General features: G+C 73.1%; 22 protein-coding genes and 1 other RNA gene. 15 read left to right on the top strand and 8 right to left on the bottom strand.

Translation table 11 applies throughout. The features are described 5' to 3' along the window. Window positions 1-37: 37 nt before the first annotated feature. Window positions 38-1,177 carry a glycosyltransferase family 4 protein gene (locus QC818_RS17835; RefSeq protein ID WP_309654217.1) on the top strand — a complete coding sequence of 380 codons (1,140 nt, stop codon included), beginning with the start codon at window positions 38-40 and terminating at the stop codon, window positions 1,175-1,177. Here QC818_RS17835 and QC818_RS17830 read toward each other — a convergent pair. After that, entirely contained in the window at window positions 1,156-1,869 is a 714-nt protein-coding gene (locus QC818_RS17830) for a 3-deoxy-D-manno-octulosonic acid kinase (protein WP_309654216.1), read from the bottom strand. The two genes, QC818_RS17835 and QC818_RS17830, sit on opposite strands and share 22 nt — an antisense overlap. On the opposite strand from QC818_RS17830, the gene QC818_RS17825 reads away from it, so the two are divergent. The 3 genes from QC818_RS17825 to waaA are packed head-to-tail and all read left to right on the top strand — an operon-like array spanning window position 1,868 to window position 5,683. Next, window positions 1,868-2,965 carry a glycosyltransferase family 9 protein gene (locus QC818_RS17825; RefSeq protein ID WP_309654215.1) on the top strand — a complete coding sequence of 366 codons (1,098 nt, stop codon included), beginning with the start codon at window positions 1,868-1,870 and terminating at the stop codon, window positions 2,963-2,965. The genes QC818_RS17830 and QC818_RS17825 overlap by 2 nt on opposite strands. Next, window positions 2,955-4,385, top strand: coding sequence for a bifunctional D-glycero-beta-D-manno-heptose-7-phosphate kinase/D-glycero-beta-D-manno-heptose 1-phosphate adenylyltransferase HldE (gene hldE, locus QC818_RS17820; RefSeq protein ID WP_309654214.1), 1,431 nt, complete (start codon window positions 2,955-2,957; stop codon window positions 4,383-4,385). Before QC818_RS17825 ends, hldE begins: the two co-directional genes overlap by 11 nt. Then, complete coding sequence (waaA, locus tag QC818_RS17815) at window positions 4,385-5,683, top strand: lipid IV(A) 3-deoxy-D-manno-octulosonic acid transferase (protein WP_309654213.1); 1,299 nt, start codon at window positions 4,385-4,387, stop codon at window positions 5,681-5,683. Before hldE ends, waaA begins: the two co-directional genes overlap by 1 nt. 4 nt (window positions 5,684-5,687) lie before the next feature. On the opposite strand, the gene rpiA is transcribed toward waaA, so the two are convergent. Then, window positions 5,688-6,374: a ribose-5-phosphate isomerase RpiA gene (gene rpiA, locus QC818_RS17810; RefSeq protein ID WP_309654212.1), complete on the bottom strand. Its 687-nt coding sequence runs from the start codon at window positions 6,372-6,374 to the stop codon at window positions 5,688-5,690. 120 nt (window positions 6,375-6,494) lie between these two features. On the opposite strand from rpiA, the gene ilvA reads away from it, so the two are divergent. Then, on the top strand, window positions 6,495-8,045 hold the full coding sequence (gene ilvA / locus QC818_RS17805; protein ID WP_309654211.1) for a threonine ammonia-lyase, biosynthetic: 1,551 nt from the start codon (window positions 6,495-6,497) through the stop codon (window positions 8,043-8,045). A gap of 493 nt (window positions 8,046-8,538) precedes the next feature. Here ilvA and QC818_RS17800 read toward each other — a convergent pair whose 3' ends face one another. The 3 genes from QC818_RS17800 to QC818_RS17790 form a co-directional block, all read right to left on the bottom strand. Beyond that, a complete protein-coding gene (locus QC818_RS17800) occupies window positions 8,539-9,162 on the bottom strand; it encodes a 5-formyltetrahydrofolate cyclo-ligase (RefSeq protein WP_309654210.1) in 624 nt (207 codons plus the stop codon). 8 nt (window positions 9,163-9,170) lie between these two features. Continuing rightward, window positions 9,171-9,355: non-coding RNA, 6S RNA (ssrS, locus tag QC818_RS17795), on the bottom strand. Window positions 9,356-9,400: 45 nt separating this feature from the next. Continuing rightward, window positions 9,401-9,700, bottom strand: a complete 300-nt coding sequence (locus tag QC818_RS17790) for a cell division protein ZapA (RefSeq protein WP_309654209.1) — start codon at window positions 9,698-9,700, stop codon at window positions 9,401-9,403. A 151-nt stretch (window positions 9,701-9,851) separates the two neighbouring features. On the opposite strand from QC818_RS17790, the gene QC818_RS17785 reads away from it, so the two are divergent. From QC818_RS17785 to QC818_RS17770, 4 genes are all read left to right on the top strand, one after another. Beyond that, entirely contained in the window at window positions 9,852-10,439 is a 588-nt protein-coding gene (locus QC818_RS17785; RefSeq protein WP_309654208.1) for a YecA family protein, read from the top strand. 50 nt (window positions 10,440-10,489) lie between these two features. After that, window positions 10,490-11,827, top strand: coding sequence for an aminopeptidase P N-terminal domain-containing protein (locus QC818_RS17780; RefSeq protein WP_309654207.1), 1,338 nt, complete (start codon window positions 10,490-10,492; stop codon window positions 11,825-11,827). A gap of 63 nt (window positions 11,828-11,890) precedes the next feature. Further along, window positions 11,891-13,114 (top strand): 2-octaprenyl-6-methoxyphenyl hydroxylase, encoded by a 1,224-nt coding sequence (gene ubiH / locus QC818_RS17775; RefSeq protein WP_309654206.1) that lies wholly within the window; start codon window positions 11,891-11,893, stop codon window positions 13,112-13,114. Then, the gene (locus QC818_RS17770; protein WP_309654205.1) at window positions 13,111-14,376 is read left to right on the top strand and encodes a UbiH/UbiF/VisC/COQ6 family ubiquinone biosynthesis hydroxylase; all 1,266 of its coding nucleotides are present in this window, start codon (window positions 13,111-13,113) and stop codon (window positions 14,374-14,376) included. The genes ubiH and QC818_RS17770 overlap by 4 nt, the downstream gene beginning before the upstream one ends. Window positions 14,377-14,391: 15 nt before the next feature. On the opposite strand, the gene QC818_RS17765 is transcribed toward QC818_RS17770, so the two are convergent. From QC818_RS17765 to gpmI, 3 genes are all read right to left on the bottom strand, one after another. Continuing rightward, on the bottom strand, window positions 14,392-15,741 hold the full coding sequence (locus tag QC818_RS17765) for a S41 family peptidase (RefSeq protein ID WP_309654204.1): 1,350 nt from the start codon (window positions 15,739-15,741) through the stop codon (window positions 14,392-14,394). 85 nt (window positions 15,742-15,826) lie between these two features. After that, a complete protein-coding gene (locus tag QC818_RS17760; RefSeq protein ID WP_374710104.1) occupies window positions 15,827-16,975 on the bottom strand; it encodes a murein hydrolase activator EnvC family protein in 1,149 nt (382 codons plus the stop codon). Beyond that, entirely contained in the window at window positions 16,972-18,543 is a 1,572-nt protein-coding gene (gpmI, locus tag QC818_RS17755) for a 2,3-bisphosphoglycerate-independent phosphoglycerate mutase (protein WP_309654203.1), read from the bottom strand. The genes QC818_RS17760 and gpmI overlap by 4 nt, the downstream gene beginning before the upstream one ends. 218 nt (window positions 18,544-18,761) lie before the next feature. On the opposite strand from gpmI, the gene QC818_RS17750 reads away from it, so the two are divergent. The 6 genes from QC818_RS17750 to QC818_RS17725 form a co-directional block, all read left to right on the top strand. Next, entirely contained in the window at window positions 18,762-19,184 is a 423-nt protein-coding gene (locus tag QC818_RS17750) for a rhodanese-like domain-containing protein (protein ID WP_309654202.1), read from the top strand. Window positions 19,185-19,225: 41 nt separating this feature from the next. Beyond that, a complete protein-coding gene (gene secB, locus QC818_RS17745; RefSeq protein ID WP_309654201.1) occupies window positions 19,226-19,741 on the top strand; it encodes a protein-export chaperone SecB in 516 nt (171 codons plus the stop codon). A gap of 7 nt (window positions 19,742-19,748) precedes the next feature. Further along, window positions 19,749-20,474 carry a 16S rRNA (uracil(1498)-N(3))-methyltransferase gene (locus tag QC818_RS17740; protein ID WP_309654200.1) on the top strand — a complete coding sequence of 242 codons (726 nt, stop codon included), beginning with the start codon at window positions 19,749-19,751 and terminating at the stop codon, window positions 20,472-20,474. Window positions 20,475-20,603: 129 nt separating this feature from the next. After that, entirely contained in the window at window positions 20,604-21,272 is a 669-nt protein-coding gene (locus QC818_RS17735) for a CvfB family protein (RefSeq protein ID WP_309654225.1), read from the top strand. Between the two features lie 229 nt (window positions 21,273-21,501). Then, window positions 21,502-22,473 carry a glutathione synthase gene (gene gshB, locus QC818_RS17730; protein WP_309654199.1) on the top strand — a complete coding sequence of 324 codons (972 nt, stop codon included), beginning with the start codon at window positions 21,502-21,504 and terminating at the stop codon, window positions 22,471-22,473. A gap of 14 nt (window positions 22,474-22,487) precedes the next feature. After that, a partial coding sequence (locus tag QC818_RS17725) for a hypothetical protein (RefSeq protein ID WP_309654198.1) occupies window positions 22,488-22,778 on the top strand: 291 nt, incomplete at its 3' end.

Genomic DNA, 22,778 nt, shown 5'->3' with positions numbered 1-22,778 from the left:
TGGGCTCCCGAGCCCCGATACCGCAATGGAGGATGCCTTGAGACCCAAGGTCATGCAGCTCTGCCTCTCGGACGGCTGGGGCGGACTGGAAATGTATCCTGCCCGGATTATACCCGAGCTGGCCCGCCAGGGGTGGGAGGCCCACGGCCTGGCGCTGGCCGGCTCCCGGGTGGCGGCGAGCCTCGCCGAAGCCGGCATCGCGCCGTTGACGGTGGCGTCGCGCGGCCAGGCCCTGTGGCGGGTCGGGCGCATCCTGGCCTACCTGAAGGCCCATGACATCGGCGTCGTGCACTGCCACAAGTCCAGCGATCTGCGCCTGGGGGCCCTGCTCGCCACCCTGCGGCCGGGGCTGCGACTGTTCTTCACCGACCACATGGGCGTCACCCGGCCCAAGCGCGATCCCTATCATCGCTGGGCCTATGGCCGGGTGACGCGGGTGTTCTCGATCAGCGAGACGACCCGGGCCCGCAACCTCCGCGCCTTCCCCTTGCCCGCCGCGCGCATTCGCCGGCTCTACCTGGGGCTCGATCCCGCCCCCTATCTCGAGGCTCCCGGCGATGCCGAGCGCGCGACGCTGCGCGCCGAACTGGGCGTGCCCCAGGGGGCCGTGGCCATCGGCCTGCCGGGGCGGTTGACCCCTGGCAAGGGCCAGCGGGTCTGGATCGAGGCGCTGGCCGGGTTGGCCGAAATGCGGCCCGACCTGGCCTGGCATGGGGTGCTGATCGGCGGGCTCACGGCGGGCGAAGGCAGCAACGAGGCCTTCGTGGCCGAGCTGCGCCGGCGGGTCGCCGCCCTGGGACTCGGCGAGCGCGTCACCTTCGCCGGCTTCCGCGGCGACCTGCCGCGCTGCCTGCAGGCGCTCGACATCGTCTGCGTGCCGTCGCGCAACGAGGCCTTCGGCCTGACCGCGATCGAGGCCATGGCCGCCGGCCGGCCGGTGGTCGGCTCGAACAGCGGCGCCCTGCCCGAGACCGTCGATGCCGCCACCGGCCGGCTGGCCGACCCCGAGGATCCCGAGGCCTGGGCCGTCGCCCTGGCCGAGCTGGTGGCGGACGAGGCGCTGCGCGAGCGGCTCGGGGCGGCCGGCCGGGCGCGGGTGCGGGCAGACTTCACCCTGGCGCGGCATGTCGAGGCGCTGGTGGGCGAATACGCGGGTCAGGCGGAGGCGGGCGCGTAGCCCTCGCGGATCGCCCCCATGGCGGAGGCGGCGTCGAACCTGGCCAGCGAGCGGGCCAGCCGCTCGAGGTTGGCGGCCTGCCATTTGCCGGGCGCGCGGAGCCGGCAGCGATCGAGGTCGATCAGCCACACCCGGTCGTCGGCATCGACCAGCAGGTTGCGGGCGTTGAGGTCCACGTGGTCGAGGCCGGCGTCGTGGAAGCGGCGCACGACACGGCCGACCCGGCGCAGCAGGGCCGCGTCGGCGGTGCCGTCCGCCAGGCGCTCGGCCAGCGCCCGGGCCCCGGGCAGGCGTTGGGTGATCAGGGCGGCCTCGTAGGCGATCCCGTCACGAAAGACGGCGGCCGCCACCGGGCGGGGCACCGGCAGCCCCTGGGCGAAGAGGTGGGCGGTCAGGCGCAGCTCGCGGAAGGCACGGCTGCGCTCGGCGCCGGTCCACAGGTAGCGCGAGGCGCTGAGCCGGGCGACCAGGCCGCCGCGCCGGTAGGGGCGCAGCACCCACTCGGCCGCGCCGGCGTCGAGGAACAGGCTGGCGCCGCGGCCGGGCGCCTCGCCGGTGACGCGCGCCTGGCGGCGCCAATGGTCGGGATCGAAGGTCGATGGGCCGATTTGTGGCGCCCCATCGGCGTCACATAAACTGTCCGCATCATATAAAATGAAAACCTTTCCCGTTCGAAACGTTGCCAATCGCATGAAGCATCCTCTGCCCGCCAGCCCCGCCCACATCGGCGTGCTGCGCCTGTCCGCCCTGGGCGATGTCTGCAACCTGGTGCCGACGGTCCGCGCCCTGCAGCGCCAATGGCCCGAGGCGCGCATCACCTGGATCATCGGCAAGGGCGAGCACAGTCTACTGGCCGGCCTCTCGGGGGTCGAGTTCGTCGTCTACGACAAGGCCTCGGGCCTGGCGGGGATGCGTGCGCTGTGGCGCCAGCTGGCGGACACCCGCTTCGACGTCCTGCTGCACATGCAGCAGGCGCTGCGCGCCAGCGTGCTCTCCCTGGGGCTCAAGGCGGACGTGCGGGTGGGCTACGACAAGGCCCGCGCCAAGGACGCCCAGCACTGGTTCACCCATCGCCAGCTGGCCCCGCACCCCCGCGCCCACGTGCTGGAGTCCTTCCTGGACTTCGCCCGGCTGATGGGCGTCGAGGACCTGTCGCTGGCCTGGGATCTGCCGATCCCCGACGCCGCCCGCGAGGAGGCCGCGGCGCTCACCGGCGAGGCCCCCTACGTGCTGATGAGCCCCTGCGCCAACCCCCGACTGCGCAACTTCCGCAACTGGTCGGCGGAGGGCTATGCCAGCGTGGTCGAGCACGCCTGGGTCCAGCACGGCCTGAAGACGGTGCTCACCGGCGGCGGCAGCACCCAGGAGCGCGAGATGGGCAGCCGCATCCAGGCGCTGTCCCAGCCCGGCTCGGTGATCGACGCCATCGGCGGCAGCTCGCTGAAGGGCCTGCTGGCGCTGATCGACGGGGCTCGGGCGGTGGTGGCCCCGGACTCGGGGCCGGTGCACATGGCCAACGCCCTGGACACCCCGGTGGTGGGCCTCTATGCCACCACCAACCCGGACCGCGCCGCCCCCTATTGCTGGCGCGAGCACGTCATCGACCGCTATCCGGACGCGGTCCGTCACTTCCTGCACAAGGAGCCCGAGGCCCTGCCCTGGGGACAGCGGGTCCGCCATCCCGACGCCATGTCGCTGATCCATGCCGACGACGTCATCCGCCACCTCGAGGCGGTGCTGACCGTCGCCTCGTCCCGCAAGGAAAGGGAGTCTTCCGATGAAGCTTGATCTGACCGCCCTCGAGCACTCGCGCCTGCTGGTGGTAGGCGACGTGATGCTCGACCGCTACTTCCACGGCGGCACCTCGCGCATCTCCCCGGAGGCGCCGGTGCCCGTGGTGCGGGTCGAGGAAGCGGAGGACCGCCCCGGCGGCGCCGCCAACGTGGCGCTCAACATCGCCTCCCTGGGGGCCCGGGCGGCCCTGGCGGGCCTGGTCGGCGACGACGCCAACGCCGACCTGCTGACCCGCCGTCTCGAGGATGCCGGGGTGAGCACTCACTTCGCGCGCAGCGCCGAGGTGCCGACGATCACCAAGCTGCGGGTGATGAGCCGCAACCAGCAGCTGATCCGCCTCGACTTCGAGGAAGGGCTCGGCGAGGTGGACACCGCGCCCCTGGCCGCCCGGGTCGAGGCGGCGCTGGGCGAGGCCGACCTGGTGATCCTCTCTGACTACGGCAAGGGCACCCTGGCCGACGTCGAGGGGCTGATTCGACGGGGACGCGAGGCCGGCAAGCGGGTGCTGGTGGATCCCAAGGGCGGCGACTTCCGCAAGTATCGCGGCGCCAGCCTGATCACCCCCAACCTGGCCGAGTTCGAGGCGGTGGCCGGCCCCTGCCCCGACGACGCCACCCTGGCCGAGCGCGGCGAGGCGCTGCGCGCCGAGCTGGAGCTCGAGGCGCTGCTGATCACCCGCAGCGAGAAGGGCATGACCCTGATCCGCGAGGGCCACGAGCCGCTGCACCTGCCCACTCGCGCCCGTGAGGTCTTCGACGTCACCGGCGCCGGCGACACCGTGATCGGCGTGCTGGGCCTGGCGCTGGCCGCCGGCCACGGCTTCCCCGAGGCCATGACCCTGGCCAACCTGGCCGCGGGCCTGGTGGTCGCCAAGCCGGGCACCGCCACCCTCTCCATCGCCGAACTCTACACCGCCCTGCACGGCGACAAGCTGGCCGAGTTCGGGGTCATCGGCGAGGCGCCGCTGATCGAGGCGGTGCGCGCCGCCCAGGCGCGCGGCGAGCGGGTGGTGATGACCAACGGCTGCTTCGACATCCTGCACGCCGGCCACGTGGCCTACCTGGAGCATGCCCGCCGGCTCGGCGACCGGCTGATCGTGGCGGTCAACGACGACGCTTCCATCGGCCGCCTCAAGGGCCCCACGCGGCCGATCAATCCGCTGGCGCGGCGCATGCAGGTGCTCGCCGGCCTGGGCGCCGTGGACTGGGTCGTGCCCTTCGCCGAGGACACCCCCCAGCGGCTGATCGAGGCGGTGCTGCCCGACGTCCTGGTCAAGGGCGGCGACTATCGCCCCGAGCAGATCGCCGGCGGCGAGGCGGTGCGGGCCGCCGGCGGCGAGGTCCGCGTGCTGGGCTTCGAGGACGGCGTCTCGACCACGGCGATGATCTCCACCATCCTCGATCGCGAAGCCTGATGGCCGGGCATCCCTGGGTGCGGCGCGGCTACTCCGCGGCCCTGCTGGCGCTCGCGCCGCTGATCTGGCGGCGGGTGTGGCGGGAGCGGCTCCCCGGCCACCCTCGTGGTGAGCGCCTGGGCCGCATCCCGCCCTCGCCGGCGGGCGCGCGGACCCTGTGGCTGCACTGCGCCTCGGTGGGCGAGGTCCAGGCCGCCCGGCCGCTGATCGAGGCCCTGGCTCGCGCCTATCCCGCTCATCGCCTGGTGCTCACCACCATGACCGCCACCGGCGCCGAGCGCGCCGCCGCCATCGCCGAACGCCTGCTGGGCGAGGCGGAGGCGGCCGAAGTGAGCCATCACTTCGTGCCCCTGGACTTCGCCGGGGCGGCGCGCCGTTTCCTGCGGCGGCTGCGCCCCGAGCTGGCGATCGTCTTCGAGACCGAGCTGTGGCCCAACCTGCTGGCCGCCTGCGCGGCGCGCGGCGTGCCGGTGGCGGTGGTCAACGGCCGGTTGTCGCCGCGGGCCTTCCGCGGCTACCGGCGGCTGGGGCCGTTGATGGCCGAGGCGCTGTCCCATGTGCGCTGGCTGGGCGCCAAGTCCGAGGCCGACGCCGAGCGCTTCCGGGCGCTGGGCATGGCGCCGGCGGCCATCGAGATCACCGGCTCGCTGAAGTTCGATATCGGCGTCGACCCGGCGGCCCGCGAGGCGAGCGAGCGCTTGCGCGCCGCGCTCGGCGGGCGGCCGGTGTGGGTGGCGGGCTCCACCCACGAGGGCGAGGACGAGGCGGTGCTGGCCGCCCATGCCCGGCTGCGCGAGACGCACCCGGCGGCGCTGCTGATCCTGGTGCCCCGCCATCCGCGGCGCTTCGAGGCGGTGGCCGAGCTGTGCCGGGAATCCGGGATGGCGACGGTGCGGCGTTCCGCGGGGGAGCGACCGCAGGCCGGCACGGCGGTCTACCTGGGCGATACCATGGGCGAGCTCGGCGTCCTCTACGGCGCCGCGGACCTGGCCTTCGTCGGCGGCAGCCTGGTGCCGGTGGGCGGGCACAACCTGCTCGAGCCGGCCGCCCTGGGCGTGCCGGTGCTGACCGGCCCGGCGCTGGCCAACTTCGCCGATGTCGCCGAGGCGCTGCGCGAGCGGCAGGCGCTGGTGGAGGTCGCCGAGGCCGACGCCCTGGCGGCGGCGCTGGCGCGCCTGGTCGACGACGCCGACGAGCGCCGCCGGCTCGCCGCCGCCGGACGGGCGGTGGTCGAGGCCAACCGCGGTGCCCTGGCGCGCACGCTGGAAGGCCTCGACCGGCTTCTTCCCGCGGGGTGAGTGCTTACTCGCCGCTCGGCTCGGGCGTCAGCCGCTGTACGCCCTGGTCGGTGCCCAGCAGCAGCACGTCGGCGCCGCGGGCGGCGAACAGGCCGTTGGTCACCACCCCGACGATGGCGTTGAGCCGGGCCTCCATGGCCGCCGGGTCGTCGATCATGAACTCGAAGCAATCGAGGATCTGGTTGCCGTTGTCGGTGACCACGCCCTGGCGATACACCGGGTCGGCGCCCAGCTTGACCAGCTCCCGGGCCACGTAGGAACGCGCCATGGGGATCACCTCCACCGGCAGCGGGAAGTCGCCCAGCCGCTCGACCTTCTTGGAGGCGTCGGCGATGCACACGAAGCGGTCGGCGCAGGCGGCGACGATCTTCTCCCGGGTCAGGGCCGCGCCGCCACCCTTGATCATCTGAAGGTGAGCGTTCACTTCGTCGGCGCCGTCGACGTAGACGGGCACGGTGCCCACCTCGTTGAGCTCGAAGACGTCGATGCCGTGGCCGCGCAGGCGTTCGGCGCTGGCCTCGGAGCTGGCCACGGCGCCGCGGAAGTCGCCGCGCAGCGCGGCCAGCTTGTCGATGAAGCGATCGGCGGTGGAGCCGGTGCCGACGCCGATCACCACCTGGTTGCCGAGGAGGGGGCGGATCTCGTCGAGGGCGGCGGCGGCCACGGCATCCTTGAGTTCGTCCTGAGTCATGTCCTGCTCGCTTTGCTGGAGGGTGTCGAATGCCGCGCCATTATAGGCCATGGGCCGGCGCCGTGCTGGACGCCGCGCCGGCGGGGATGCTACCAATAGGGGTTCCCTTCTCGCCGCGTCATGCGGCGCTCTCGCGCCACTCATCGGGATATCAGGATGCTCGAAGCCACCGTCAAGAAGATTCTCCAGGCCCGGGTCTACGAGGCCGCCCGGGAAACGCCGATCTCGCCGGCCCCCTTCCTCTCCCGCCGGTTCAACAACCAGATCCTGATCAAGCGCGAGGACCTCCAGCCGGTCCACTCCTTCAAGATTCGCGGCGCCTACAACAAGATGGCCCAGCTCAGCGACGAGCAGAAGGCCAAGGGCGTGATCGCCGCCTCGGCGGGCAACCATGCCCAGGGGCTGGCCCTGGCGGCCAGGCAGATGGGCGTCAAGGCGGTCATCGTGATGCCGCGTATCACCCCCGAGATCAAGGTCGCCGCGGTGCGGGCGCGGGGCGCCAAGGTGGTGCTCAAGGGTGACGCCTTCGCCGAGGCCGCCGCCCACGCCCGGGAGCTGATCGAGGAACACGGCTATACCTATATCCCGCCCTTCGACGACATCGACGTCATCGCCGGCCAGGGCACCGTCGCCGTGGAGATCCTGCGCCAGACCCCCGGCCGCCTGGATGCCATCTTCGTGCCGGTGGGCGGCGGCGGGCTGATCGCCGGCGTGGCCGCCTACGTCAAGTACCTGCGCCCCGAGATCAAGGTCATCGGCGTGGAGTCCGAGGACAGCGCCTGCCTCAAGGCCGCCCTGGACGGCGGCGAGCGGGTGACCCTGGCGCAGGTCGGGGTCTTCGCCGAGGGCGTGGCCGTCTCGCAGATCGGCGAGGCCCCCTTCGCCGTGATGCAGGGCCTGGTGGACGACGTCATCACCGTCAATACCGACGAGATGTGCGCCGCGGTCAAGGACATCTTCGAGGACACCCGCGCGGTCTCCGAGACCTCCGGGGCCCTGTCGCTGGCCGGCCTCAAGAAGTACATCCAGCAGACCGGCGCCAGCGGCGAGACCCTGGTGTGCATCAACTCCGGGGCCAATACCAACTTCGACCGGCTGCAGCACATCGCCGAGCGCACCGAGCTCGGCGAGCAGCGCGAGGCGATCCTGGCGGTGACCATCCCCGAGAAGCCGGGCAGCTTCAAGAAGTTCTGCCGCACCATCGGCAAGCGCATGGTCACCGAGTTCGGCTATCGCTACGCCGATCCCCGGCAGGCGCACATCTTCGTCGGCGTGCAGGTCAAGCCCGGCGGCGACGACCGCCAGGCGGTGATCGACAAGCTGCGCGGCGCCGGCTATCCGGTGGAGGACCTCACCGACAACGAGCTGGCCAAGCTGCATATCCGCCACCTGGGCGGCGGCAGGCCCCAGGAGCGCTTCGCCGAGGAGGTCTACCGCTTCGAGTTCCCCGAGCGCCCCGGCGCGCTGATGAACTTCCTCACCCACCTGCCCCAGGACTGGAACATCTCGCTGTTCCACTATCGCAACCACGGTGCCGCCTATGGCCGGGTGCTGGTGGGCATGCAGGTGCCGGGCGACGACCGTAGCCACGTGGAGGAGTACTTCGATGATATCGGCTATCGCTACTGGAAGGAGTCGGACAATCCCGCCTATCGGCTCTTCATGGCCTGATCTCCCGGGGTGCGCGAGTGAATGCTCGCTTGCGCGCCGCTTCAGGCCACGGGCGGCGCCTGGCGTCGCCTCCCTTGTCATGCCCGGAGGCTTTCGCTAGGCTGTGGCGTCGCTTGGGGGCCGCCGGCCGCAGCTCGCCTGGCCCGAGCCGTAAGCGGCTAAGAAACAGCGTTCATGCGCCCAAATGGGCATTTTGCGTCGCCGGCGACCCCGTATAGTCGAGACATACAGGCGTTCGTTCTTGCCCCGGAGCCCCCGGGCGCGTCACCAAGGTTATCGAAGGGAGTCGACGACATGAAGCGCAAGCCCGACCTGGTCATGACACTGGTGCTGATCTTCGGTCTCGGGGTCGTCGCCACCGGCTATGCCCAGGCGCTGGCGGGGAGCTGATCCCGCTCCCGCGACGGATCCCCGGAAAAGCGGTCGATGCCCCCGGCATCGGCCGCTTTTTCATGTCGGGCATGCATGGGGCGGCGGGGCGCTTCCCGTCGGGTCAGGGCCGCAAGACGCCCCGGTCGCTGGCGATGGCGTCCAGCGGCACGTCCCAGGGCGCCACCGGCAGGCGCTCGACGCGCTGGACGTCGTGGGCCAGGCCGACCAGCCGGGGGCGCGGGCCGGCGCCGCGGGTGAAGGCCAGGGTGCGGTCGTAGAAGCCGCCGCCCATGCCGATGCGCTGGCCGGCGTCGTCGAAGCCCACCAGCGGCATCAGGATCAGGTCCAGGGACCAGGCCGGCCGGCGCCGGGCGCGATGGGCGCCGTGGCGGGTGCAGGGCTCGGGGATGCCGAAGCGGTTGGTCGTCATGGGGGTGTCGCGATGGTAGCGGACGAACCACAGGGCGTTGCGGGACAGCGGTCGCAACACCGGCAGGTAGACGCGGGCGCCGCGGGCGCGCAGCCAGGGAATCAGCGGGGTCGGGTCGATCTCGCCGTCGTTGGGCAGGTAGAGGGCCACATGCCTGGCCCGCTGGACCTCGGGCAGCCGTCTCAGGTGGCGGCCCAGGCGCCGTGCGGCCTCGCGCTGCTGGCGGGCGCTCAGCTGTCGGCGACGACGTCGCAGGTCGCGACGCAGGGCGCGTCGGGCGTCGTCTCGGGCGGCGGTATCCTGCATGTGGGTCATGTCGGATGGAGTTCCCCAGAGTGCCGCTGTCGTTCTGGCCCTTGAACCCTGTGGTTCAAGGTGGGTGGCCGCAGCCGAACCGTCAGGCTTTCCGTCGCGCGGACATGCACACGGGTCCGGCTAGCTGTTGGCCCCCTGGGTACTGCGCATAGGCTCGAGGGACGATAACGACTGGCGAACACCCCAGGGAACGTCCTCATCCTAGCAGAGCCGAGCCCTCGGCCAAAGCGAAGAATCCTCAGCGTGACGGGGCGTCGGCCAGGGCGCGCTCGAGGCGCGCGCTCAGCTCGCCGAGGCTGCGCTCGCCGGCGCGGCGCTCGTCCTGGGTCTCGAGCAGTTCGTGGGCGATGTTCAGGGCCGCCATGATGGCGATCTTCTCCCGGTCGACCACCTTGCCCTGGGCATGGATGCCCTGCATGGCCCGATCCAGGTAGCGGGCGGCACGCTCCAGCGCGGCCTGCTCCTCCGGCGGGCAGGCGATGACGTACTGGCGCTCCAGCAGGGTGATCTCGGTGGTGGGCCGCGAGGCGTCGGTCATGGAGTACTCCGGCCGGGCCCGGGCGGAGAGGGGTGCGCGCCATGGGGGCCCGATGCGTTAACATCGTGGGGGAAACGTACGTCAAGCCACTATAAGAGAGCCGTTTGCGGGCGGTCAACGCGCGCAAACGGCTCCCGCACCGGATGGTCCCATGTCACTGATCAACGAACGCCAGGATTTCGCCGACATCGCCGACACCTTCCTGCTGCATGGCAGCATGCAGTCGCCGGCCTTCCTCGACGGGCGCCTGTGCGCCGCCCTGGCCCTGCACGACCTCAGCGCCGAGGCCTGGCTGGAGATGGTCTGCCTCGGCCTCGGCGTGGAGCAGCCGCGTGACGAGCCCGCCGCCGAGCGGCTGCTGGGCTGGCGCCGCCAGACCCTGGAGGCTCTGTCGGCCAGCGAGATGAGCTACGAGCCGCTGCTGCCCGACGACCTGTTCTCGCTCGCCGAGCGGGCTCAGGGGCTCAAGGACTGGACCCTGGGCTTCATGGAGGTCGTCGAGGAAGCCGGCGATGCGCCCCGCAAGGCCTGGTCCGAGGCGCTGCGCGAGGCCATCGACGACCTCGCGGGCCTCGCCGCCATCGAGACCGACCTCGACGACAGCCCCGAGAACGAGAACGACCTCTTCGCCCTGACCGAACACGCCCGGATGGCCGCCATGCTGCTCTACACCGAGCAGCACCCGAGCCAGCCCCAGGTGGAGCAGGTCGAGGATCCCGAGTCTCAGCCCAAGCACTGAGGCGCCTCGCGCCGCGGGTTCGGCCCGCGGCGCGACCGCCAGGAGGCGCCATGCCGATCGAGACCCTGCCCCGCCCCGCCCCTATCGCCAATGCCGAGTACCGCGAGCGCCGCGCCCGGCTGATGGCCGGCCTGCCCCCGGACGCGGCCGTGCTGCTCCCGGGGGCCTCGCTGGTCACCCGCTCCCGGGACAGCGAGCATCCGTTTCGCCAGGACAGCGACTTTCACTACCTGACCGGCTTCCCCGAGCCCGATGCGCTGTTGCTGCTGCTCCCCGGACGCGAGGCCGGGGAGTGCGTGCTGTTCTGCCAGGATCGGGATCCCGAGATGGAGACCTGGACCGGCCGCCGGCTGGGCACCGACGGCGCCCTGCGCGAGCATGGCGGCGATCAGGCCTTTCCCAACGCCGAGCGCGACACGCGGCTGGCCGAGCTGCTCGACGGCCGGGACAGCCTCCACCTGCCGCTGGACGACGCCGGCGCCCTGCGCCTGGCCGAGCGCATCCGTGCCGACCTGGTGGCCGGCGGGCGTCGGGACGCCCGGGCGCCGCTGTCCTTCGCCGATATCTCGGGAGCCATCCACGAGCAGCGGCTGATCAAGAGCGAGGCCGAGCTGGCGCTGCTGCGCCATGCCGGCGCCATCTCCGCCCGGGCTCACCGACGGGCCATGGCGGCGGCGCGCCCCGGCCGGGCCGAGTACCAGCTCCAGGCGGAACTGGAGCACGAGTTCCGCTGGCAGGGCGCCAGCGGCCCGGCCTACGCCAGCATCGTCGCTGGCGGGGCCAACGCCCGTGTGCTGCACTACATCGACAATGCCGCCGTCCTGGCCGACGGCGACCTGGTGCTGATCGACGCCGGCGCCGAGTTCGACCTCTACGCCGGCGACGTCTCCCGCACCTTTCCGGTCGGCGGCCGCTTCTCGCCCCCGCAGCGGGCCCTCTACGAGGTGGTGCTGCGCGCCCAGGCGCGGGTCATCGAGGCGGTGCGCCCCGGCGCCACCCTGGAGGACCTGCATCGCCTGGCGGTGCGGGAGCTCACCGCCGGCCTGATCGAGCTGGGGCTGCTGGCCGGCGAGCTCGACGCCTGCCTGGAGGCCGGCGCCTGCCGGCGCTTCTATCCCCACGCCACCTCCCACTGGCTGGGCCTCGACGTGCACGATGTCGGCGGCTATCGGCGGGCGGGACAGCCGCGCCCCCTGCGCCCGGGCATGGTGCTGACCGTCGAGCCGGGGCTCTATGTGCCCGACGAGGCGGACCTGCCCGCGGCCTATCGGGGCCTGGGGATACGGATCGAGGACGACGTGTCGGTGACGCCGCAGGGGCACGAGGTGCTCAGCGCCGACGTGCCCAAGCGGGTGGCCGATATCGAGGCCCTGATGGTCAAGGAATGATCGCCGGCCATCCCGTCGAGAGTCATGTTACGTAATTTACGTTATGAATGAGAGGAGCCTGCCATGAGCGAGACGCCCGAGGGGGCGACCCCGCCGCGCGTGGATATCGCCATCATCGGCGGCGGCCTGGTCGGGGCCAGCCTGGGCTGCGCCCTGGCGCCGCTGATCCGCGAGCGGGGGCTCAGCGTGGCGGTTATCGAGGCCGCCCCCCTGCCGTCGGACCTGGACGCCCCCTGGCAGCCGAGCTTCGACGCCCGGGCCAGCGCCATCGCCGCGGGCTCGGTGGGCCACTTCCGCGGCCTGGGGCTGTGGGAGGCCCTGGCCGAGCAGGCCGCCCCCATCCGGCGTATCCACGTCAGCGAACGGGGACGGCTGGGGGCCACCCGGCTGCGGGCGGAGGAACTGGGCAGCGAAGCGCTGGGCCAGGTGATCCCCAATGCCTGGATGGGGCGCGTGCTGCACCGGCGCCTCGCCGAGCTGCCCCTGGAGTGGCACTGCCCGGCGCGGGTGGAGACCATCCAGCCGGCGGCCGGCGGCCACCGCCTGACCCTGTCCGACGGCGCCCGGCTCGAGGCGGGGCTGACGGTGCTGGCCGACGGCGGGCGCTCCGGGCTCAAGGAGCGCCTGGGCATCGAGAGCGAGGCGCGGCCCTACGACCAGGTCGCCCTGATCGCCAGCGTCGAGATGGACCGGCCCCACCGCGGCTGGGCCTACGAGCGCTTCACCGCCGACGGCCCCATCGCCCTGCTGCCCCTCAAGGGGCAGGCCATGGAGCTGGTCTGGACCCACGAGGCGGGTCACGAGGCGCCGCGGCTGGCGCTCTCCGACGGCGACTTCCTGGCCCGGCTGCAGGCGGCCTTCGGCGACCGCGCCGGCCGTTTCCGGCGGGTGGGGCGGCGCCATGCCTATCCGCTGTCGCTGGTCACCGCCAAGGAGACCACCCGGCCGGGCCTGGCGGTGATGGGCAATGCCGCCCATGCGCTGCACCCGGTGGCCGGCCAGGGCTTCAACCTGGCGCTGCGCGGGGTGATGGACCTGGTCGGCGCCCTGGAGGCCGGGCTCGAGCGGGGCGATGCGCCCGGCAGCGCCGCCGTCCTGGCCGACTTCGAGGCCCGGCGCGGCGGCGATCGCCACGACGTCATCCGCTTCAGCGACGGCCTGGTGCGGCTGTTCGGCCTGGACAGCGCCCTGCTGTCCCATGCCCGGGCGGCGGGGCTGGTGGGGCTCAACCTGCTGGGGCCGCTGCGCCGGACCCTGGCGCGGCGTGCCATGGGAGTCCAGCGATGAACCGACACGAGGAGGAGCGCGACATGCACGAGGCGACCACGGACGGCGGCGAGGCGATCATCGTCGGCGGCGGCATGGTCGGGGCCACCCTGGCCTGCCTGCTGGGCGAGGCCGGCATGGCGGTGACCCTGGTGGATGCCCGGCCGGCGCCGCTGGACGACGAGGCCGCCGGGCGCGGCCGGCCCGCGCCGCGGGTCAGCGCCCTGACGCCGGTGTCGCGGCGGCTGCTCGACGGCATCGGGGCCTGGCCCGACATGCAGGCGCGCCGGGTCACCCCCTATCGGGGCATGGCGGTGTGGGACGCCGAGGGCACCGGCGAGGTGCGCTTCTCCGCCGAGGAGGCGGGGCTGCCGGTGCTGGGGCACATCGTCGAGAACGACGTGGTGGTGGCCGCCCTGGAGGCGCGGCTGGCCGCCCTGCCCGGGGTGCGCCGGCGCTTCGGCGCCCGGGTCGCCGGCCTGGAGGCCGCGGCGGCGGGCCGCGCGGTGGTGCTGGAGGATGGCGAGCGCCTGGCCGCGCCGCTGGTGGTGGCCGCCGACGGCGCCCGCTCGCCACTGCGCGAGCTGGCCGGCATCGGCGTCTCGGCGCACGACACCGGCCATGCGGCGGTGGTGACCACGGTGCGCACCGAGCGTCCCCACGGCGGGGTGGCCCGCCAGGCCTTCCTGGCCGACGGCCCGCTGGCCTTCCTGCCGCTGACCGTGGACGGCGACGCCCGCTACTGCTCCATCGTCTGGTCGACGCCCCCGGCGGAGGCCGAGCGGCTCTGCGCGCTTTCCGCCGAGGCCCTGGGCGAGGCCCTGGAGGCCGCCTTCGCGAGCCGCCTGGGGGCGGTGACGGTGGTCGATCGCGCCCAGGCGGTGCCGCTGACCCAGCGCCACGCCGAGCGCTACGTGCTGCCGGGGCTGGCGCTGGTGGGGGATGCCGCCCACAGCATCCATCCCCTGGCCGGCCAGGGGGTCAACCTGGGGCTGATGGACGCGGCGGTGCTGGCCGAGGAGCTGCTGGCGGCTCGGCGGCGGGGGATCGCGCCGGGCGACGAGGCCTGCCTGGCCCGCTACGCGCGGCGCCGCCGCGGCGACAACGCCGCCATGCTCAAGCTGATGGACGGCTTCCGGCTGCTGTTCGGGACCCGCCACCCGGCCATCACCCTGGCGCGCAACCTGGGCATGCGCGGGGTCGACCGCCTGTCGCCCCTCAAGCGGCTGCTGATGCAGCAGGCCGCGGGGCGGCGCGGGCGGCTGCCCGCCTCCTGCCGCTGAGCCGGCGCCGGCGGGTCAGGCCCCGCCGGCGTCGCCCTCTTCCTCGTCTTGGGTCTCGGCTGCGTTCCGCCGGCCGAGCACGTCCAGCGCCTTGAGCAGGTTCAGCGCCTCGCCGAGCTGGTAGTCGTCGCGCAGCCGCGGGCTGGTCTCGCCGCTCGCTTCCTCCTCGCCGTCGCCCGCCAGGTGGCCCTCCAGGTCGGCCTCGCGCACGCGCAGGCCGTTGCCCTCGGCGATCTCGAGGCGGCCGCGCACCACCTCCACGTCCGGGGCGATGCCCTGAGCCTGGATGGAGCGCCCGCCGGGCGTGAAGTAGCGGGCGGTGGTCAGCTTCAGCGCCTCGTCGTCGCCCAGCGGCATGATCTGCTGGACCGAGCCCTTGCCGAAGCTCTCGGTGCCCATCACCACGCCGCGGCGCTGGTCCTGCAGGGCGCCGGCGACGATCTCCGCCGCCGAGGCGCTGCCGCCGTTGATCAGCACCACCAGCGGCACCTCGGGGGCGGCGGTCGCCTCGCCGGCCGAGAAGCGCATCGCGCTGTCCGCCAGCCGGCCCTCGGTGTAGACGATCAGGCCGTCGTCGAGGAAGGCGTCGGCCACGTCCACCGCCGCCTGGAGCACCCCGCCGGGGTTGTTGCGCAGGTCCAGCACCAGCCCCTTGAGGGGGCCGTCCTCGCCGCGCAGCGCGTCCAGGGCCTCGACGACCTGCTCGCCGGTGCGGGTCTGGAACTGGCTGACCCGCAGGTAGCCGAAGCCCGGCGCCAGGATCTCCTGCTTGACGCTCTGGGTGCGGATGATCTCGCGCTCGATGGTGACGCGGCGGGGCGCGGTCTCGCCCTGGCGCATCAGCGTCAGGCCGATCTCGGTGCCGGGCTCGCCGCGCATCAGGTCCACGGCCTCCTGCAGCGACAGCCCCTCGGTGGGGGTGTCGTCGATGCGCAGGATCACGTCCCGAGCCTGCAGGCCGGCGCGGGAGGCCGGGGTGTCGTCGATGGGGGTGATCACGGTGAGCTGGCCGTCGCGCTTGCCGACCTCGATGCCCACGCCGCCGAACTCGCCCTGGGTGGATTCCTGCAGGCTGCGATAGGCCTCGGCGTCGAGGAAGGTCGAGTGGGGGTCGAGCTCGCTGAGCATGCCGCGCATGGCATTGCGCAGCAGGGTGGCGTCGTCGACCTCCTCGACATAGGCCCGCTTGATGCGCTCGAACACCTCGGCGAAGGCCTGGATCTCGGCCACCGGCAGGGCGTCGGCCGGCGGGGCCGGCTCGGGCTGGGCCGGGGCGGACAGCGGAAGGGTCAGCAGGGCGACCGGCAGCAGCGCCGATATCAGGCGCCGCCGCAGGGCGAACGGGCCGGCGGGGCTCAGGGGCATGGGGCTCTCACGGTGTCACGGAGGTGAGCGCCCAGCATAGCGTGGCCGCGGTCGCTAATGGAATAGCGGCGCTTGCGGCGAGCCCTCAGCGGCGGGCGATCCAGCCGCGGGGATCGATGGGATCACCACCCCGGCGCACCTCGAAGTAGAGCCCCGGCCGGGGCTGGCCGCCGGTGGCGCCGACCCGGCCCAGGGGATCGCCCCGGGCGACCGCCTGGCCGACGCGCGCCGAGAAGCGCTGCAGGTGGGCGTGCAGCGTCATCACGCCGTCGCCGTGATCGACGATCAGCAGGTTGCCGAAGCCGCGCATCCAGTCGGCGAAGACCACTCGGCCGGCGTGGACGGCCGTCACCTCGCGGCCCTCGGCGGCGCGGATCACCAGGCCGTTGCGGTGCACGCCGTCGCCGCCGCCGAACCCCGAGGTCACCTTGCCCTGCACCGGCCAGGGCAGCTCGCCCCGGGTGGCCTCGATCTCGGTGGAGGGCGGCGGCCGCTGGAGCCGGGCCAGCCGCGACTGCACCTGGCGCAGCACCCGCTCGGCGTGGGCGCGATCCTGGTCGAGGTCCGCCAGGCGGGCCTGCTCGCTGGCGTAGCGATCCTCCAGCTCGGCGACCAGCGCCTCGCGCCGGGCCACCCGGTCGGCCAGCTCGGCGCTGCGCCGCTCGAGCCGCTCGGACAGCGTCGCCAGGCGTTCGCCACGGCGGTCCAGCGCCCGGCGGTTGTCGGCCAGCTCGGCGTCCAGCCGCGCCAGTGCGTCGAGCCGGGCATGGCGCGCCTCGGCCAGGCGGTTGAGATAGGTCTGCAGGCGATCCAGGCGGGCGGGGTCGTCCTGGTTGAGCAGCAGCTTGAGCTGCGGCGTCAGGCCCAGCCGGTAGAGGGCCGCGAGCTGCTCCGCGAGGGCGGCGCGCTGGTCGCGGCGTTCGGCCTCCAGGGTCGCCCGCCGCTCCTCCAGCGCGGCGATCTCGCGGCGCAGGGTCCGGCGCTGCGCCTGGATGGCGTCCAGGCGGGCGTGGGTCTCGGCCAGGGCGGTCTCGATCTCGCGCAGGGCCTCGCCGGCCTCGTCCCGGGCGTCGCGGGTGGCGGCGAGGTCCGCGGTCACCGCCTCGATGCGCTCGCCGATGGCGTCCAGCCGGGCCCGGGCCTGGCGCGCGTCGTCCGCCGCGGCGGCGCCGCCGGCCAGGGCGAGGCCCAGCAGCGGCACCGCCCACCGGGCGAGGCGCGGACGGCGGCTCACGCCTCGATCAGCACCCGGCCGGTCATCTCCTCGGGCACCGGCTGATCCATCAGCGTCAGCAGGGTCGGGGCGATGTCGCACAGCCGGCCGTCCGGGGCCAGGCGCCAGGGGCGCTCGCCGACGTAGATCAGCGGCACGTCGAAGGTGGTGTGGGCGGTCTGGGCGGCGCCGGTGTCGGGATGGATCATCTGCTCGGCATTGCCGTGGTCGGCGGTGATCAGGCAGGCGCCGCCGGCCCCCTCGATGGCCTCGACCACGCGGCCCACGCAGGCGTCGACGGTCTCGATGGCCCGCACCGCGGCGTCGAAGTCGCCGGTATGGCCGACCATGTCGCCGTTGGCGTAGTTGCAGACGATCAGGTCGTGCTCGCCGGAGGCGATGGCGTCCACCAGGCGGTCGGTGACCTCCACGGCGCTCATCTCCGGCTTCTCGTCGTAGGTCCTGACGTCCTGGGGCGAGGGCACCAGCACCCGGGTCTCACCCCGGTACTCGGCCTCGCGGCCGCCGGAGAAGAAGAAGGTCACGTGGGCGTACTTCTCGGTCTCGGCGATGCGCAGCTGGGTCAGGCCGCGACTTTCCATCACCTCGCCCAGGGTGTTGGGCAGCTCGGCCGGCGGGAAGGCGGCCGGCGCCGGGATGTCGGCGGCGTACTGGGTCATGGTGACCAGGCCGTCGCCGGCCAGCGCCGGCCGCACCCTGCGCGCGAAGCCGGCGAAGTCGTCCTCGGCGAAGGCCCGGGTCAGCTCCCGGGCGCGGTCGGCGCGGAAGTTCAGGAAGATGGCGGCATCGCCGTCCGCCATGCGCACTGGCCCCTGGTCGTCGAGCACGGCGGTGGCGGCGACGAACTCGTCGGTCTCGCCCCGGGCGTAGGCGGCGTCCAGGCCGGCCTCGGCGCTGCGGGCGCTGTGCTCGGCGACGCCCTCGACGATCAGGCGGTAGGCCTGCTCGACGCGGTCCCAGCGGTTGTCGCGATCCATGGCGTAGTAGCGGCCGATCAGCGAGGCCACGTAGCCGTTCTCGGCGCCCACCAGCTCGGCGAGCCGGGCATTGGTGCGCTCGAGGGAGGCGCGGGCGCTCTGCGGGGGGGTGTCGCGGCCGTCGAGGAAGGCGTGCACGTAGATGCGCGTCGCGCCCCGGCTGGCCGCCAGCTCGGCCATGGCCAGCAGGTGGTCCTCGTGGCTGTGCACGCCGCCCGGCGACAGCAGCCCCAGCAGGTGCACGGCGCGGCCGGCCCCGGCGGCGGCGTCCAGGGGCGCGGTGAGGGTGGCGTTGCGCGCCAGCTCGCCGTCCTCGACGGCCTTGGTGATGCGGGTGAAGTCCTGGTAGACGACGCGGCCGGCGCCCAGGTTCATGTGGCCGACCTCCGAGTTGCCCATCTGGCCGTCCGGCAGCCCCACGTAACGACCGTCGGTATGCACCAGGGCGTGGGGGCGGGTCTCCCAGAGGCGATCCATCACCGGGGTCCGCGCCGCCTGGATGGCATTGTCGGCGGGATCCGGGTTGTGGCCATAGCCGTCGAGGATGATCAGCGCCACCGGGCGGGGCGTCGGGGTCGAAGAGTCGGTCATGGGTCGAAGCCTCGTCGTTGGGGGGCGATGCCGCCACGGCGCGTCCGGGCCATCGGCGGGGTCGCGACTTGCATCTGCATGCGGCATCATATCGCACGGTCGCGTCGGGCGTCATATCGCGCCGCCCTCGGCGGTGCCGCGGCATCATGTATACTGGGGCGCCGCCGGCCCGGGCCGGCGACGTTCACCGTGCACCCGAAAAAGAGTCATTCCGAGCCATGATCGATCAGCTGTTCGAATTCGTGCAGAACCATCCGCTGCTGGTGGGCGCCTTCCTGCTGGTACTGGTTGCCTGGATCGCCTACGAGATCCGCAACAGCAGCGCCAGCGGCGTGACCGCCGGCGAGGCCACCCAGCTGGTCAATCGCGAGGACGCCGTGGTGCTCGACATTCGCGACAAGAACGACTTCAAGGCGGGCCATATCGCCGGCGCCCGCAACATTCCCCAGAGCCGCCTCGACGAGCGCATGGGCGAGCTCGAGAAGTTCAAGAGCCAGCCGATCATCGTGGTCTGCAAGCACGGCCAGAGCTCCGGCGCGGCCCTGGCCAAGCTCACCAAGGCCGGCTTCGAGCGCGCCTTCAAGCTCAAGGGCGGCATGACCCAGTGGCAGGCGGACGGCCTGCCGCTGGTCAAGAAGTGACCCGCGCCCCTTCTCATCCAACCACCAGAGGATTCCCTTCCATGGCGGAAGACAACAACCCGAGCGGCGGCGCCAACGGCCAGGCGACCGGCCAGCAGGACAAGCCCCAGGTGCAGTTCGCCCTGCAGCGCATCTACGTCAAGGACATCTCCTTCGAGGCGCCGAACTCGCCGGCGGTGTTCCAGCAGCCGTTCAAGCCCAAGGTCGGCCTGGACCTCAACACCACCCACCAGCAGGTCGGCGACGACCTCTTCGAGGTGGTGATCAAGGTCACCGCCCAGGTGACCCACAGCGAGGAAGGCACGACCTCCTTCCTGGCCGAGATCGAGCAGGCCGGCCTGTTCCGCATCGCCGGCCTCCAGGGCGACCAGCTCGACCACACCCTGGGCGCCTTCTGCCCCAACATGCTGTTCCCCTATGCCCGGGAATGCATCGACAACCTGGTCAACCGGGGCGGCTTCCCGCCGCTGATGCTTTCGCCGGTGAACTTCGAGGCGATCTACGCCCAGAAGAAGCAGCGCGAGGCGCAGCAGCAGGGCGAGCAGGCCACCCAGTAAGGGCACCATGAAGGCTCCGCGTATCCATGTCGCCGCCGCGCTGGCCGCCGGCGGCGACGTCGTGCTGCCCGAGGGCGCCGCCCGACACCTGGTGCGGGTGCTGCGCCTGGGCGAAGGCGCGCCCCTGGTGATCTTCGACGGCGAGGGCGTCGAGGCCGAGGCGGTGCTGGTCGAGGCCGGCCGCAAGCGGGTGGTGGCCCGCGTCGAGGCGCTCCGCGAGGGGCGCGGCGAGTCGCCGCTGGCGGTGCACCTGGGCCAGGCGATCTCCAAGGGGGAACGCATGGACTACGCCATCCAGAAGGCGGTGGAGCTGGGCGTCGCCGAGATCACGCCCCTCTACACCGAGCACGGCGACGTGCGCCTCAAGGGCGAGCGCCAGGCCAGGAAGCTCGCCCACTGGCAGGCGGTGGCCGCCAGCGCCTGCGAGCAGTGCGGCCGCGCCACCCTGCCGCCGGTGCATCCGCCGGTGGCGTTGGCCGAGTGGCTGGCCGGGCGCGACGAGGCGCTGTGCCTGGTGCTGCATCCCGGCACCCCGGGGGCACTGGAGCGCGCTGAGGCGCCCGCCGATGCGGCGCTGCTGATCGGCCCCGAGGGCGGCCTCGCCGACGCCGAGGTCGAGGCCGCCGGCGCCGCCGGCTTCGCCGCCCTGACCCTCGGCCCGCGTATCCTGCGCACCGAGACCGCCCCGGTGGTGGCCCTGAGCCTGCTGCAGGACCGCTTCGGCGACCTGTGAACGGCGCCGCCGACGGCTTTCCTCGCCTCGGGGCGGCGCCCATAATGGCGGTACACCCGCCGTGGAAGCTCGATCATGTCCGACGCCCGCCGTTCCGCCCCCCGGGCGGCCCACTCCCGCCGCGAACCCATGCGCCGCGCCCGCGAGCCGCGGGCCAGCATCGGCGAGGTCGCCTACCTGCCGGTGGTGACGGTCAACGAGACCGGCGCCTTCCTCGACTGGGGCCATGCCCGGGACCTGCTGCTGCCCTTCGGCGAGCAGCGCTTCCGGCCCAGCGTGGGCAAGCGGGTGCTGGTGATGATCCGCGAGGACGACCGCGGCCGCCCCTTCGCCAGCCAGCGCCTCGATCGCTACCTGTCCGACCATGCCGAGGGGCTCGCCCCCGGCGATGCCGTGGCGCTGGTGATCGCCGACCAGACCGATCTGGGCTACAAGGCGGTGGTGGATGGCCGCTGCTGGGGCCTGCTCTACCATGACGACGTGACCCGGCCGCTGCGCCGCGGCCAGCGCCTGGAAGGGCACGTGAAGCGGGTCCGCGACGACGGCCGGCTGGACCTGTCGCTGTTGCCGCCGGGGGCGGCGCGGCTCGACGTGGTGGGCGAGACGGTGCTCAAGGCGCTGCGCGCCAGCGGCGGCTACCTGCCGCTGGCCGACGCCAGCCCGGCCGCCGAGATCAAGGCCCGCCTGGGCGTCAGCAAGAACGCCTTCAAGCAGGCCATCGGCCGGCTCTACAAGCAGCGCCGGATCGTCATCGAGCGCGGCGGCATCCGCCTCGCGCCCGGCGGCGGCCAGGACTGAGCTCGGACCGTCAACGGGCGCTTGCAGGGCCTGGGCTGGCCTTCCCTGGCCAGCCCGTTCGGAGCCCTGCTCCTCACCCATGGCGTAGGCCGCCCGCTCCGCCCTGTCGCCGGTGCATCGCGCCATGGCGATGTCCGCAGGTGAGCGCCTTGGAGTCCATCGCGGCCCTGCGGCATACTGCCAGGCATCATTCCCCGCCGGCCAAGGCCCGGCGCCGACGAGAAGACCGATGAGCCAACGCCCCCTCCAGGTCGGCGTGGTGATGGATCCCATCGCCGACCTCAGCTACAAGAAGGACACCAGCCTGGCCATGCTATGGGCCGCCCAGGACCGCGGCGCCGCCCTGCACTACATGGAGCAGGAGGACCTCTTCCTGCGCGACGGCCGCGCCCACGCCCGGCTCCGCGACCTCGAGGTGTTCCGCGATCCCGAGCGCTGGTATGCCCTGGGCGCGCCCGCCAGCCGCCCGCTGGCCGAGCTCGACGTCATCCTGATGCGCAAGGATCCGCCGGTGGACGGGCGCTTCCTGGACGCGGTGCACCTGCTGGGCTTCGCCGAACGCGAGGGCGTGCTGGTGGTCAACCCGACCCGGGCGCTGCTGGAGTGCAACGAGAAGCTGTTCGCCCAGCAGTTCCCCGATTGCTGCGCCCCGACCCTGGTGGCCTGCGACGAGGCCGAGCTGCGCGCCTTCCATGCCGAGCACGGCGACGTCATCCTCAAGCCCCTGGACGGCATGGGCGGCAACGGCGTCTTCCACCTGGGGCCCGACGGCCGCAACCTGGGCGCGGTCATCGAGATGCTCACCGAGCGCGGCCGCCGCCAGATCATGGCCCAGCGCTACCTGCCCGAGATCAAGGACGGCGATACCCGCATCCTGCTGGTCGACGGCGAGCCGGTGCCCTACGGGCTGGCGCGGGTGCCCCTGGCCGGCGAGACCCGCGGCAACCTGGCCGCCGGCGGCCGCGGCGTCAGCCGCGAACTCACCGACCGGGATCGCTGGCTGATCGAGCGGGTCCAGCCGACGATCCGCGACAAGGGCCTGATGTTCGTCGGCCTGGATGTCATCGGCGACTACATCACCGAGATCAACGTCACCAGCCCCACCTGCGTACGCGAGATCGACGACCAGCGCGGCACCGACATCGCCGGCCAGCTGATGGACGCCATCGAGCGTCGCCTCGCGACGCGCCGGCGGGGCTGAATCGGGAGGGCAGCATGGCCGCGCCCGTCAACGATCCGATTCGCTATGCGCCGGTCACGCGCCCCCATCGGCGCTGGCTGGCCTGGACGGTATCGCTGCTGCTGCACCTGGCGATCATCGGCGTGGTGGCCAGCCGCCAGTTCGCCCCGGCGCCCCCGGAGCGCAGCGGCCTGGACGTGGTGCTGGTGACCCGCCAGAGCGAGGCCCCGGTGGCCGCCGAGGCGCTGGCCGAGGCCGACCAGCGGGCCGCCGGCGAGGCCCAGGCGCCGCCCGCCGAGGCCCGCGCCGCACCGCGGGCGGCGCGG

The organism is Halomonas koreensis (assembly GCF_031451675.1).
Taxonomy (GTDB): Bacteria; Pseudomonadota; Gammaproteobacteria; order Pseudomonadales; family Halomonadaceae; genus Halomonas; species Halomonas koreensis.
The sequence above is the reverse complement of the archived record's forward strand: the minus strand, read 5'-3'. Positions and strand labels throughout refer to the sequence as shown.

Excerpts from the sequence above, each read along its gene's own strand:
- QC818_RS17825 (WP_309654215.1), top strand. The coding sequence starts at position 1,868 with ATGAAGCATCCTCTGCCCGCCAGCCCCGCCCACATCGGCGTGCTGCGC.
- QC818_RS17830 (WP_309654216.1), bottom strand. The coding sequence starts at position 1,869 with ATGCGATTGGCAACGTTTCGAACGGGAAAGGTTTTCATTTTATATGAT.
- hldE (WP_309654214.1), top strand. The coding sequence starts at position 2,955 with ATGAAGCTTGATCTGACCGCCCTCGAGCACTCGCGCCTGCTGGTGGTA.
- waaA (WP_309654213.1), top strand. The coding sequence starts at position 4,385 with ATGGCCGGGCATCCCTGGGTGCGGCGCGGCTACTCCGCGGCCCTGCTG.
- rpiA (WP_309654212.1), bottom strand. The coding sequence starts at position 6,374 with ATGACTCAGGACGAACTCAAGGATGCCGTGGCCGCCGCCGCCCTCGAC.
- ilvA (WP_309654211.1), top strand. The coding sequence starts at position 6,495 with ATGCGGCGCTCTCGCGCCACTCATCGGGATATCAGGATGCTCGAAGCC.
- QC818_RS17800 (WP_309654210.1), bottom strand. The coding sequence starts at position 9,162 with ATGACCCACATGCAGGATACCGCCGCCCGAGACGACGCCCGACGCGCC.
- QC818_RS17790 (WP_309654209.1), bottom strand. The coding sequence starts at position 9,700 with ATGACCGACGCCTCGCGGCCCACCACCGAGATCACCCTGCTGGAGCGC.
- QC818_RS17785 (WP_309654208.1), top strand. The coding sequence starts at position 9,852 with ATGTCACTGATCAACGAACGCCAGGATTTCGCCGACATCGCCGACACC.
- QC818_RS17780 (WP_309654207.1), top strand. The coding sequence starts at position 10,490 with ATGCCGATCGAGACCCTGCCCCGCCCCGCCCCTATCGCCAATGCCGAG.
- ubiH (WP_309654206.1), top strand. The coding sequence starts at position 11,891 with ATGAGCGAGACGCCCGAGGGGGCGACCCCGCCGCGCGTGGATATCGCC.
- QC818_RS17770 (WP_309654205.1), top strand. The coding sequence starts at position 13,111 with ATGAACCGACACGAGGAGGAGCGCGACATGCACGAGGCGACCACGGAC.
- QC818_RS17765 (WP_309654204.1), bottom strand. The coding sequence starts at position 15,741 with ATGCCCCTGAGCCCCGCCGGCCCGTTCGCCCTGCGGCGGCGCCTGATA.
- gpmI (WP_309654203.1), bottom strand. The coding sequence starts at position 18,543 with ATGACCGACTCTTCGACCCCGACGCCCCGCCCGGTGGCGCTGATCATC.
- QC818_RS17750 (WP_309654202.1), top strand. The coding sequence starts at position 18,762 with ATGATCGATCAGCTGTTCGAATTCGTGCAGAACCATCCGCTGCTGGTG.
- secB (WP_309654201.1), top strand. The coding sequence starts at position 19,226 with ATGGCGGAAGACAACAACCCGAGCGGCGGCGCCAACGGCCAGGCGACC.
- QC818_RS17740 (WP_309654200.1), top strand. The coding sequence starts at position 19,749 with ATGAAGGCTCCGCGTATCCATGTCGCCGCCGCGCTGGCCGCCGGCGGC.
- QC818_RS17735 (WP_309654225.1), top strand. The coding sequence starts at position 20,604 with ATGCGCCGCGCCCGCGAGCCGCGGGCCAGCATCGGCGAGGTCGCCTAC.
- gshB (WP_309654199.1), top strand. The coding sequence starts at position 21,502 with ATGAGCCAACGCCCCCTCCAGGTCGGCGTGGTGATGGATCCCATCGCC.